Source organism: Psychrobacter immobilis, from assembly GCF_904846225.1.
In the GTDB taxonomy this organism is placed as follows: domain Bacteria; phylum Pseudomonadota; class Gammaproteobacteria; order Pseudomonadales; family Moraxellaceae; genus Psychrobacter; species Psychrobacter immobilis_F.
Window position 1 is genome coordinate 23,380 of the sequence record NZ_CAJGZJ010000006.1, and the last position, 13,398, is coordinate 36,777.

Annotated in this window: 8 protein-coding genes; 7 read left to right on the forward strand and 1 reads right to left on the reverse strand. The window is 42.5% G+C overall.

The annotated features are described in order from the left end of the window. Nucleotides 1-52: 52 nt before the first annotated feature. Nucleotides 53-1,333, reverse strand: coding sequence for a citrate synthase (gene gltA / locus JMX48_RS06160; protein WP_201535607.1), 1,281 nt, complete (start codon nt 1,331-1,333; stop codon nt 53-55). 1,022 nt (nt 1,334-2,355) lie between these two features. Between gltA and sdhC the strand changes: the two genes are divergently transcribed. The 7 genes from sdhC to lpdA all read left to right on the forward strand — a co-directional run bounded on the left by sdhC (nt 2,356) and on the right by lpdA (nt 13,283). Further along, complete coding sequence (gene sdhC / locus JMX48_RS06165; protein WP_201535609.1) at nt 2,356-2,742, forward strand: succinate dehydrogenase, cytochrome b556 subunit; 387 nt, start codon at nt 2,356-2,358, stop codon at nt 2,740-2,742. A 20-nt stretch (nt 2,743-2,762) separates the two neighbouring features. Beyond that, nucleotides 2,763-3,149 carry a succinate dehydrogenase, hydrophobic membrane anchor protein gene (gene sdhD, locus JMX48_RS06170; protein WP_227687933.1) on the forward strand — a complete coding sequence of 129 codons (387 nt, stop codon included), beginning with the start codon at nt 2,763-2,765 and terminating at the stop codon, nt 3,147-3,149. A gap of 383 nt (nt 3,150-3,532) precedes the next feature. Continuing rightward, on the forward strand, nt 3,533-5,383 hold the full coding sequence (sdhA, locus tag JMX48_RS06175) for a succinate dehydrogenase flavoprotein subunit (RefSeq protein ID WP_201535613.1): 1,851 nt from the start codon (nt 3,533-3,535) through the stop codon (nt 5,381-5,383). Nucleotides 5,384-5,577: 194 nt separating this feature from the next. Beyond that, nucleotides 5,578-6,288: a succinate dehydrogenase iron-sulfur subunit gene (locus JMX48_RS06180; protein ID WP_201535615.1), complete on the forward strand. Its 711-nt coding sequence runs from the start codon at nt 5,578-5,580 to the stop codon at nt 6,286-6,288. Between the two features lie 1,026 nt (nt 6,289-7,314). Then, nucleotides 7,315-10,182, forward strand: coding sequence for a 2-oxoglutarate dehydrogenase E1 component (locus JMX48_RS06185; protein WP_201535618.1), 2,868 nt, complete (start codon nt 7,315-7,317; stop codon nt 10,180-10,182). Nucleotides 10,183-10,307: 125 nt separating this feature from the next. Next, the gene (gene odhB / locus JMX48_RS06190; RefSeq protein WP_201535621.1) at nt 10,308-11,555 is read left to right on the forward strand and encodes a 2-oxoglutarate dehydrogenase complex dihydrolipoyllysine-residue succinyltransferase; all 1,248 of its coding nucleotides are present in this window, start codon (nt 10,308-10,310) and stop codon (nt 11,553-11,555) included. Between the two features lie 276 nt (nt 11,556-11,831). After that, nucleotides 11,832-13,283, forward strand: coding sequence for a dihydrolipoyl dehydrogenase (gene lpdA / locus JMX48_RS06195; RefSeq protein WP_201535624.1), 1,452 nt, complete (start codon nt 11,832-11,834; stop codon nt 13,281-13,283). Nucleotides 13,284-13,398: the final 115 nt, after the last annotated feature.

Genomic DNA, 13,398 nt, shown 5'->3' on the forward strand with positions numbered 1-13,398 from the left:
AAAAATCCCGCACGATGGCGGGGTTTTTTTATTCAAAAAATATTATTTATGCTTATTTGCGATCTTCGGCTTTTACAAACTCGCGACGCGTTTCACCTGTATATAACTGGCGTGGGCGACCGATTTTGAAAGGTGCGCTATGCATCTCTAACCAATGGCTGATCCAACCAGAAGTACGAGCCAATGAGAAGATAACCGTAAACATTGACGTTGGGATACCGATGGCTTTTAGGATGATGCCAGAATAAAAATCAACGTTTGGATATAGGTTACGTTCGATGAAGAACGGATCTTCTAACGCAATCTTTTCTAGTGCCATAGCAAGCTCAAGCTTAGGATCGTTGATACCAAGTGCCGCTAGTACCTCGTCGCAAGTCTCTTTCATTACTTGTGCACGTGGGTCAAAGTTTTTGTAAACACGGTGACCAAAGCCCATTAGCTTCACTTCACGGCTTTTCACTTTTTCCATGAATTCAGGCACGTTTTCAACTGAGCCGATTTCATCTAACATCTCAAGAACTGCTTCGTTAGCACCGCCATGCGATGGGCCCCATAATGCAGCGATACCAGCAGCGATACAAGCGTAAGGATTTGCGCCTGTAGAACCCGCTAGACGTACGGTAGAGGTTGAAGCGTTCTGCTCATGATCTGCATGCAATGTAAAGATTTTGTCCATTGCGCGAGTAATGACATCGTTGGTTTTATAATCAACATCAGCAGGCGTTGCAAACATCATATACAAGAAGTTTTCAGCGTAGTTGAAGTCGTTGCGTGGATACATGAACGGTTCGCCCTGTGAGTATTTATAACTCATCGCAGCAAGCGTTGGCATTTTAGCAATTAGGCGAATAGCAGTGAGTTCACGATCTTCTTCATTGCTCACATCTAAGTGTTCATGATAAAACGCTGATAAAGCACCAACGACACCAACCATGATAGCCATTGGATGCGCGTCACGGCGGAAGCCTTCAAAGAACTTACGTAATTGATCATGAACGCCTGAATGTTCGCGAATTTTTTGGAAGAAATCTGCTTTTTGCTCGCTGTTAGGGAGATCACCATGAATCAGCGCATAAGCCACTTCTAGATATTCTGCATTGTTTGCTAACTGATCGATAGGGTAGCCACGGTGTAATAGCTCACCTTTACCACCATCGATATAAGTAATCTTTGATTCAACAGGAGCCGTTACCATAAAACCAGGGTCATAAGACCAAAATCCTGATGCTTGTAGAGCAGCAATATCGATAACTGGGCGTCCTAAAGTACCTTGAATAATAGGCAGTTCGTATTCTTTACCATTGACGGTTAGTTTGGCATGAGTGTCAGCCATAAATTGCTCTCCATTGTTTATAGTTTGCTAGAATAAAATTATTACAGACGCATACCCTCGCGTCATCATTAGTCAAATAGTATATAACTCATTTGATACGCAGAGTATATTAGCAGCAATTCCTAATGATTTGAAAAGACTTTTACCAACAGTGGCGCTAATTGGCACGCTCTAGACGTGTTTATTCACTGTAATTTTTGTATCAAAATATGTCTGTTTGGTTATTTTGCTTAAAATTATACTTTTTATGACCACAATCAAAGCGACATTATTCATATAGTTTTTAGGAGATTTTACTAAAACAATGAAGTATGCCTTATAAGTTATCGTGTTAAAAACAGACAGAGTATGAATAATAGACGGATTGAGTTAATTCTAAATCTCGATGTAATCAGGCGATTTCGAAAAATTAGTATTACTTGTCTCTATTTGTTTGTTCATTCAGTGTTTATCTTTGATTACTTGGGGGATAAATTTGTAATTATCGTCCAGTCATTTTATAATTAGAGGAATATAACTGACACTAGCTTTGTGCGAATTGATAAGTGGTCATGATATAGTATCGTTTAGAGTCTTCTCTATTGATGCTGGATGACGATTCGACGATGTTTTGATAGACAAGAACAGCAATCAGTGGCTGGGATATTCTTGTTAACTGTTCTATTTTTAAGCACTTAGCGCAAATTTTAAGTACTTAGCGCAACGTTTTTATTGATAAAGTTGACAAAGTCACGTTACTTTTATTGATATACCCCATAAAAATAGACTAGTTAATCGATCTTCCTCATGTTTATTTTCTTTGCTGTATAATAGATGAATTGTCTTATACGTTTGTCATTTTGATAAGCGATATTAAACAGTGCATCCATAACTTGCATTACGTAATCGTTTTTTCATATTTAGCACAAACTAAATGAAGTCAGCTAGCTCTTCCTTACTTTATTCGTCTCGTGTGTTGCTCGCTGTTTGACACCATTTACGTCAATCATTGATAGCAGATACAGGAGTATAACCGCAAAAGGATGCCCGCTGTGAAAAGCAACCGACCTATTGATCTGCCTTTAAGCCAAGTGATTAGCGTTAATCGCTCACCGATCGCAATCGCCTCTATTTTGCATCGTATCTCTGGCATTATTCTATTTTTATTAATTCCTGTAATGCTGTGGCTACTACAGAACTCACTGGCATCGCCTGAGAGTTTTGAGACCGTATTTGACAACGTACTTGTGCGCTTTTTGGCATGGATATTTGTTGCCGCCATCGCATATCATTTTGTGATGGGTATCAAACATCTATTTGCTGATATGGGCATGAACGAAGAGCTGAAATCTGGCCGTACTGCCTCTATGGTCAGTTTTGTCATTGCAGCGATTTTAATTGTCGCGTCATTTATATGGGTGATGTTCTAATGATTAAAAATGATTCAGGAATTAAAAGTGCTACTGGTCTGACAGGTTCAGGCTCACGCGATTGGATTATTCAGCGTATTAGTGCTGTTGTTTTAGCCGTTTATAGTGTGGTGTTGCTGGGCTTTTTCTTGACCCACGGCGATGTCACTTATCTTGAGTGGTCATCATTTATGACTAGCCTACCGATGCGTTTATTCAGCTTAGTGGCAGTACTTGCGCTAGCTGGTCATGCTTGGGTTGGAATGTGGACAGTATTTACTGACTATATTACGACGGGCAAACTGGGCTCAAGCGCAGCAGGGCTACGTTTGGTGCTACAGTCATTGATGATTATCGCTATTTTAGTATTCCTATTTTGGGGCATCATGATTTTTTGGGGTAGCGGCTTCGGTGTCGTTGCTGTTTAACCATTGAATAACAAGCTTTAGTATCTATATAAGTATTTACATAAGTACTTATATAAGTATCTATATATAAAACGGATGCGCGCAGCTGATATGTCGGCTGTTAGAGTGTTTTAAAAGTGTCCGTTGATAGCCAAAAATAGCCATAGCATTGGACTGACACCGCCCGCTATTTAGATTGTAGCTGAATGAGCAATAATATTGAGCAGGCTTGGTCCAGTATAACGATAGATATGCAAATTAAAGTGGTCAAAAGTTGTTTTTGTTTTCAGCTTGAATATTGCAAGTATTGACTAGATAAAGAATATCTAGCCCTGCAATCAGATGATTCATAGAACAGCCTTTTTATCTACTTTTGAGCATTAACAGGCATTAGGAAAACCGTCATGGCAACTAGACAAGACAATACTATTAGTAACATAAAGACCCTAAACTACGATGCAGTTATCGTTGGTGGCGGCGGCTCGGGTATGCGTGCATCATTGCATTTAGCAGAAGCGGGCATGAAAGTTGCCGTTCTGACCAAAGTATTTCCAACGCGTTCGCACACCGTTGCGGCTCAAGGCGGTATCGGGGCAAGTTTGGGTAATATGAGTAATGACAACTGGCACTTTCACTTTTATGACACCGTTAAAGGTTCAGATTGGTTAGGTGATCAAGACGCTATCGAATATATGTGCCGTGAAGCGCCAAAAGTTGTTTACGAGCTTGAGCACATGGGTATGCCGTTTGACCGTAACGAAGATGGTACGATTTACCAGCGTCCGTTTGGTGGTCATACGTCGAACTATGGCGAAAAAGCCGTTCAACGTGCTTGCGCTGCTGCTGACCGTACAGGTCACGCGCTGCTACACACGCTATATCAGAAAAACCTAGAGCAAGGTACTGAGTTCTTTATTGAGTGGATCGCGCTTGATTTGATCAAAGATGACGCTGGCAATATCAACGGTGTTATCGCACTTGAACAAGAAACCGGTACTGTTGCCGTATTCCAATCACCAATTACTGTCCTAGCGACAGGTGGTGCGGGTCGTATTTTCGCTGCTTCTACCAATGCTTATATCAATACTGGTGACGGTATTGGCATGGCGGTTCGTGCTGGTATTCCGTTGCAAGACATGGAATTTTGGCAGTTCCATCCTACAGGCGTTCATGGTGCAGGCGTACTATTGACTGAAGGGTGCCGCGGTGAAGGTGCGATCTTACGTAATAAAGATGGCGAAGCTTTCATGGAGCGTTATGCGCCAACGGTTAAAGACTTGGCACCACGTGATCTAGTATCACGTTCTATGGACCAAGAAATCAAAGAAGGCCGTGGTTGTGGTCCTAACGCTGACCATATCGTCATGGATATGACGCATTTAGGTGTTGAAACCATCATGAAGCGTTTGCCATCAGTATTTGAGATTGGTAAAAACTTCGCGAACGTTGATATTACTAAAGAGCCTATCCCCGTTATTCCAACCATTCACTATATGATGGGCGGTATTCCGACGACGATTCATGGTCAAGTAATCACACCTGATCTAGAAGCGGGCGCTGATGAAGAAGGTCTATATACCAAGGGTACGGTCGTCAAAGGTCTTTATGCCATTGGTGAATGTGCTTGCGTCAGTGTTCACGGTGCCAATCGTTTAGGTACCAACTCACTGCTTGATCTATTGGTATTTGGTCGTGCAGCTGGTAAACACATCGTTGATGAGTTCCATCATGCTGATCACAACTATAAACCACTTGATCCTCGCGTACTTGATTACACCGTTCGCCGCTTAGACAAGTTACAACAGTCTACCGAAGGCTACAATGCACAAGACGTGGCGGATGAGATTCGTGCGACTATGCAGAAACATGCCAGCGTATTCCGTACGCAAGCGATGATGGATGAAGGTGTTGAAAAGATTTTAGCGATAGGTGATAAGATCGAGAAAATCCACTTGGGCGATAAATCACAAGTATTTAACACAGCGCGTATTGAAGCTTTTGAAGTGGCTAACTTATATGAAGTGGCAAAAGCGACAATGATATCAGCCGCCATGCGTCACGAAAGCCGCGGCGCACACAGTGTATCTGATTATGATCGCCCAGAAGATGATGACTACGCACCAAACGGTCGTAATGATCACGAATGGATGAAGCATACTTTATGGTATTCTGAAGGCAACCGTATCATTTATAAACCTGTTCGCAAAGTGCCATTAACCGTTGATTATATTGAGCCAAAAGTTCGCGTCTATTAATACTAGATCGTATAGCTGATATATAAAGACAGTGTTAACGTTTTATCCCTTATTAATTTATTAAAAAGGTGACCGCCAGCTACATGCTTATACTAGCGCTACTTATCGATAGCATTTGATGCCAGTCGATAGCTAGCGCGAATATGTTGCAACCTTTGTATGCCCGCCATCACCTACGTGTGGAGTTTAGCATTATGAGCCGAGGTACTCGCACCATCGAAATCTATCGCTACGATCCTGATCTGGACGCAGCGCCGCGCATGCAAACCTATACGATTGAGCTACTTGATTCAGATCGTATGTTGCTTGACGTGTTATTACGCCTAAAGAAAGAAGATGAAACACTCACCTTCCGTCGCTCTTGCCGTGAAGGCATCTGTGGCTCTGATGGCATGAACATTAATGGTAAAAATGGCCTAGCATGTCTAATTAACATGAATACTTTGCCAGAAAAAGTAACCGTTCGTCCGTTACCGGGCTTGCCAGTGGTTCGTGATTTGGTTGTCGATATGAACCAATTCTATGAACAATACGAAAAAGTACATCCGTACTTAATCAACGACCAGCCAGCGCCACCAACAGAGCGTTTGCAGTCACCTGAGCAACGTGACAAATTAAACGGTCTGTACGAATGCATCTTATGTGCCTGCTGCTCAACCAGCTGCCCATCATTCTGGTGGAATCCTGATAAGTTCTTAGGCCCATCAGCATTATTGCATGCTTATCGTTTTGTTGCTGATAGCCGTGATGGTGATACTCAAGCCCGTTTGGCTCGTTTAGATGATCCGTTTAGTCTATTTCGTTGCCGCGGTATCATGAACTGTGTATCAGTTTGTCCAAAAGGCTTGAATCCAACCAAAGCGATTGGTCATTTACGTAATATGCTCATTGACCAAGCGGGTTAATAGTTTATAATTGTATTGTTTTTTTGTAGATACAGTACGGAAAACACCACCTAATTAATTAGGTGGTGTTTTTTGTTAAATATCATCGTGACTTTTATAAGTAAAGCGATAGTAAAACTGTAGAGGCAATACGTTGGTCGTATGTAAGAAAACATAGTATATAGATAATCAAGCTATATAATTAGAAGTCGTAATAAGATAAGCAATCGTAATTCGCATAATCTTTTTATAAATGGGGTTGAACTAGTATATTAATTGAATAATAGATTCTAAGACTCGTGTGACAAAGGTTTTTATCGCGCATAAATACCTATATCAGATAATAATAAAATCTTAGAGACTATTAATAGTTAAGTACAATCAATAGCTAAGTACAATGAGCAGAGCAGTTTGATGAATCAAGCGTTTGGATAGAGTTAAAATATTATAAGAGTGGCTTTAATTTATACCACATATTCATTACATAAATACCAAGTATTGAACAAACAAACTATGTGGCAAAAGACAAGCGTGCTACTCTATACAGCAACGTATTCGCAGCTAAAATGAAACGATTTTCTTATAAATAAAAAGGATTTTCAGCGAAAATAGCCGATTTATAGGCTGGCTGAAAACACTGTTCACTGAGTAACACTGTTCATTGAGTCGTGACTTATCATTAATGAATTAGTTATGACTGATAGCAGTATATATAAATTAATGTTGTGGAACGAGTCGGATAAGAAAACTGAACGTTCACAAATAAATATATTATTAGTAGAAGTATTGCAATGAAACTTATTATCACTATTTAGCATTGTTAATGATCATCGATGATGACATTAAATTTTTATAGCGATAAGTAATTTTATCGAAAAATACGCTATGGCCTATGACAAAGTGTCGATTAGCGAAGTATCAAAAAAGTAAAAGTATCAGCACAGTAAAAGTCTCAGAATAACGAAAGTATCAAAATAGTTAATGTACGACAGATTACACAAAAATAAGCATGATTCCATTCATTTATCTATCAAATAGACGATCATTATGAATAGTATAACTAAAGAAGCAGCGCGCCCAGAACATACAGAACTGGCTGCTGATAACGCCAGCTATGTAGAAGCTCTTTATGAGCAATATCTAAACGATCCCGATAGTGTTGATGCAGATTGGCAAACGTATTTTGAACAATACAAATCGCCGAACGATGCACAGCATAATGCTATTAAAGACCAGTTCTTGTTGCTCGCTCGCAATCAGACGGCAAATAAAGGTAGTACTCAAACTACTGACGCAAACATTAACAGCTCATCAGAAAACTGTGCTGACCCGAAACAAATGGGTGTACAGCAACTGATTTCTGCCTATCGCCGCCGTGGCCATCGCCGCGCCAAGCTTGATCCTCTAGAGCTACATCCCCGCGCTGAAGTTGAAGACTTAACCCTCGCTTATCATGGTCTATCAGAAGCTGACCTAGACACCGTATATCCCACTAGTGACCTTAGTATTGGTAAAGCAGAAGCGCCACTCCGTGAGATTATCGAAATCATGGAGCGTATCTATTGCCGTTATATCGGTGTGGAATATATGCATGTGACCACCAGCACTGAAAAGCGTTGGATGGAGCAATATCTTGAGAGCAACTTAGGTTATATCAACTTTGATGAAGAAAAGCGTTTATCGATTCTTGAGCGCTTAACGGCAGCTGAAGGCTTAGAGAAGTATCTAGCTCGTAAATATACGGGTGTCAAACGCTTTGGTTTAGAAGGCGGCGAGAGCTTTATCCCTGCACTTAATGAAATCATCCAACGTGCTGGCGGTTATGGCACTAAAGAGATGGTCATTGGCATGGCGCACCGCGGGCGTTTGAACCTATTGGTCAACGTTTTAGGTAAAAACCCTGCCGATTTGTTCGATGAATTCGATGGTAAAGTACAGCCAGAAAAAGGCTCAGGCGACGTTAAATATCATAATGGGTATTCATCTAACGTCATGACCCCAGGTGGGGAGGCGCATTTAGCGTTGGCTTTTAACCCCTCGCATTTAGAAATTGTTTCACCTGTATTAGAAGGTTCGGTACGCGCCCGTCAAGTTCGTCGTCACGATACCACTGGTAATTTAGTATTACCGATTGTGGTACATGGTGATGCTGCATTTGCTGGTCAAGGCGTGGTGCAAGAAACTTTCCAGATGTCGCAGACACGTGCCTATACTACTGGTGGCACACTACATATTGTCATTAATAACCAAGTGGGCTTTACGACCAGTCGTCAAGACGATGCTCGTTCAACTGAATACTGTACTGATGTCGCAAAAATGGTACATGCGCCTATTTTACATGTGAATGGTGATGATCCTGAGTCTGTCGTATTTGCCGCACAGTTGGCACTAGACTATCGTCACAAATTTGGCAAAGACATTATTATTGATTTGTTTTGCTATCGCCGTAATGGCCACAACGAAGCAGATGAGCCGTCAGCCACTCAGCCACTCATGTATGCTGTCATCAAAAAGCTACCGACCACTCGTGCGCTTTATGCGGATAAACTGATTGAGTCAGGCATTATTAGCAGCGAAGAAGTAACCAAGTACGAAGATGATTATCGCGAATCACTTGATCGCGGTGATTATGTGGTTAATTCTTTAGTCCTTGAGCCAAGCACAGATTTATTTGTGGATTGGACGCCGTATTTGGGTCACGATTTGGTTGATGACTGGGACACCAGCGTTGATATCGAAAAGTTAAAAGCTTATGGTCGACGTATGGCAGAATTGCCAGATGGCTTTAAACTGCAACGCCAAGTACAAAAAGTGGTAGAGCAGCGTTTGGCCATGCAAACGGGTGAAGAACCTTTGAACTGGGGCGCTGCTGAAAATCTAGCATATGCCACACTAGTAGATAACGATGTACTAGTGCGTATCACTGGTGAAGACGTTGGTCGTGGGACGTTCTCACATCGTCATAGCGAATTGTTCAATATTGACGATGGTAGCATGTATGTGCCGCTGGCTCATATGAGCGAAACACAAGCCCGTTTTGCCACTTATAATTCACTGCTATCAGAAGAAGCGGTACTGGCTTTCGAATATGGCTATGCAACGACCGTACCAAACGCTTTGATCGTTTGGGAAGCTCAGTTTGGTGATTTCGTTAATGGCGCGCAAGTGGTCATTGACCAATTTATCGCCAGTGGCGAGACCAAGTGGCAACGTGTTTGTGGTCTGACCATGCTATTGCCGCACGGCTTTGAAGGTCAAGGTCCTGAGCATTCATCTGCACGTCTTGAGCGCTTTTTACAGTTATGTGCCGAAGACAACATGCAAGTTATTACGCCGACCACGCCTGCACAAATTTATCACGCATTGCGTCGTCAAGCGGTACGCCCAATTCGCAAACCATTGATTGTTATGTCACCAAAGAGTTTGTTGCGTCATAAGTTGGCCACATCGAATTTGGAAGAGCTTGCTAATGGTAAGTTTGAAACCGTACTACCAGAGATGGATGACCATAACGCGGACAAAATAACTCGCATGGTACTATGTGGCGGCAAAGTTTATTATGATTTACTTGAACAGCGTCGTGCTTTAGGTTTAGATCATGTCGCTATCGTTCGTATTGAGCAGCTCTATCCGTTGCCAGAAAAGCGTTTGATTGCTGAGATTGAAAAATATAGTAACTTGGCAGAGATCGTATGGACGCAAGAAGAGCCGCTTAACCAAGGCGCTTGGTATTATTTGGCACCGCATATGTTCCGTATCGTTGTACCACATCCAACCAAGGCGAGAGTCATGGAGCCCGTGGCACGTCCTGCTAGTGCAGCACCTGCGACAGGTTCACCAAAATTACACGCTCAGCAGCAACAAGCGTTGATTGCTGGTGGTCTTGGTATCAGTGTCGATGAGTTATCTAAGTAATACGCTTTAAAAATAAATGAATCAGGCGATAACAGTCAGCACGGTGTCACACTATCTAACATGGTGCTGACTGCTTATCACGACTTAATAATAAGTATGAATATCCAAATCTAAGGAGTATATCGATGGCTGATATCAAAGCCCCCGTTTTTCCAGAATCGGTTGCCGATGGCACAATCGTTGAATGGCACGTCACTGAAGGCCAACAAGTAAATCGTGATGATCTCTTGGCTGAAATTGAAACTGATAAAGTCGTATTAGAAGTGGTAGCGCCTGATAATGGCGTTGTTACCAAAATCGTCAAGCAAGTGGATGATACCGTTTTGTCTGACGAGCTCATCGCTCAATTTGAAGCGGGTGCAAGTGCTAGTGCGGACTCTGCGCCTGCAGTAGATCCAAACCAACCTGCTGCGCCTGTGCAAGCAAAACAAGCAACCGATGGTGGCGAGCCAGTTCAAGTCACTGACAAAAAAGACAGCAATGACGCGGATCATAAAGATCAAAGTCCAGCCGTCCGTAAAGCTGCTAAAGAAAGCGGCGTAGATCCTAAAGAAGTGGAAGGCAGTGGCCGCGGTGGTCGTGTGACCAAAACCGATATGGCAAATCCAACACTGAAATCAGACAACAGTATTAAATCTGATAGTGGCCGTCCAGTCGCTGAATCAACGGGTGAGCGTACTGAGAAACGTGTGCCAATGACACGTCTTCGTAAGACAGTTGCGAATCGTCTGCTAGCCGCTTCTCAAGAAACAGCGATGCTAACGACATTCAACGAAGTCAATATGAAGCCGTTGATGGACATGCGTGCTAAGTATAAAGACCAGTTTGAAAAACGTCATGGCGTACGCCTAGGCTTTATGTCATTGTTCGTGAGAGCTGCGACAGAAGCCCTTAAACGCTTCCCAGCCGTGAATGCTTCGCTAGATGGTGACGATATTGTTTATCATGGTTTTTATGATATCGGTGTAGCCGTATCTTCAGATCGCGGTCTGGTTGTTCCAGTATTACGTGACACCGATCGCATGAGCATGGCAGATGTCGAAAGCCGCATCCGTGAGCTTGGTGGTCTTGCTCAAAAAGGTAAGCTTGGTCTAGCTGATATGACTGGTGGTACCTTTACTATTTCAAACGGCGGTGTATTTGGCTCATTGATGTCAACGCCTATCTTGAATCCACCACAAACTGCTATCCTAGGTATGCATGCTATCAATGACCGCCCAATGGCAGTCGATGGTAAAGTTGAAATCTTACCAATGATGTATCTTGCCTTATCTTATGACCATCGTATGATTGATGGTAAAGAAGCGGTACAGTTCTTAGTCACTATCAAAGAATTGGTTGAAGATCCAGCCATGCTACTACTAGATTTGTAAGCTTCTAAGCTTGTATTGGCAACCGCTAATACAAGCTTTTTAACTTTGGTCTAGAAGTTGGGCTCGGCCTTTTGATAACCAGTCAGTTGATTGGTATATTGAATGAATGTAGTCACTGTTGTTTATCATTAATGAATGAACGAGCGTTTTTTACTGAAATAGTGTATTGACTGTTTATTGAAAATATTGCTTGTCCTTTATCAAAATAATCATCAGTTTGAATGACAAATAAAATTAGCATTTAAAACACTTAGCATTTAAAAATAGGAACGTACTATGAAAGACAATTATGATCTAGTCGTCATCGGCGGCGGTCCTGGTGGTTATGAAGCCGCTATCCGTGCAGGACAGTTGGGTATGAGCGTTGCTTGTATCGAAAAACGTGTTTATAAAGGCGAGCCAGCACTTGGCGGTACTTGTTTAAACGTCGGTTGTATCCCATCAAAAGCCCTACTTGACAGCTCGCATCGCTATGAAGCGACTAAACATGACCTTGCTGAACATGGTATTAGCACGGGTGATGTCGCGATTGATATTGAGCAAATGATTGCTCGTAAAGAAGGCATCGTTAAGCAATTAACGGGCGGTGTTGCGGCGTTATTGAAAGGTAATGGCGTTGACTGGCTGCAAGGCTGGGGCACGTTGGTTGACGGTACAGGCACTGATAAACAAATTAAATTTACTGCCCTTGCTGACGACGCAGAAAGCACCATTACTGCTAAAAACGTCATTTTAGCGGCAGGTTCTGTCCCTATCGATATCCCCGTTGCCAAAACTGACGGTGATCGCATTGTTGATTCTACAGGCGCCCTTGATTTTACCTCAGTTCCTAAGCGTTTAGGCGTCATTGGTGCTGGTGTTATCGGTCTTGAGCTTGGTTCAGTATGGCGTCGCTTAGGCGCAGAAGTGGTTGTTTATGAAGCGCTTCCAAGTTTCTTAGCCGCAGCGGACAAAGATATCTCTAAAGAAGCTGGCAAAATGCTGAAGAAGCAAGGTCTTGATATCCGTGTCGATACCAAAGTGACCAACGCTGAAGTTAAAGGCGATCAAGTGATCGTCACTAGCGAAAGTAAAGGCGAGTCATCTGAAGAGAGCTTCGATAAACTCATCGTTTGTGTTGGTCGTCGTGCCTATGCTGAAAAGCTACTTGGTGACAACAGCGGTATCACTTTGACTGAGCGCGGTCTTATTGACGTGAACGATCAGTGCAAAACCAATCTTGATGGTGTTTACGCCATCGGTGATTTGGTACGTGGTCCTATGCTTGCGCATAAAGCAATGGAAGAGGGCATGATGGCCGTTGAACGCATTCATGGCGAAAAAGCGCAAGTTAACTATGACACGATTATCAATGTCATTTATACACATCCAGAAATTGCATGGGTTGGTTTAACTGAACAAGAAGCTGAAGCAGCTGGCTATGAAGTTAAAACAGGTTCATTCAACTTGGCTGCTAACGGTCGCGCATTGGCTCAAAGCGAAGCGCAAGGCTCTATCAAAGTCGTTGCTGATGCCAAAACAGATCGTTTGTTAGGTATGCATGCTATCTCTGCTGGTGCTGGTGATATCGTCCATCAAGGTATGATCGCGATGGAGTTTGTCTCTAGTATCGAAGATTTACAGCTAATGACATTTGCACATCCAACGATTTCTGAAGCCGTTCATGAAGCTGCTCTATCTGCAGATGGCCGTGCTATTCACGCCATTCAGCGTAAAAAACGTAAGTAATTTTTATAGGGTTTAATCGCGTTTACAGCGCTTTTAGAAGTTTAAGTAACAAGCTATAGCTTGAGCGTGGCACCGTTTTATTATTGACGGTGCTATCGTTTGGGTCTCAAGTGCC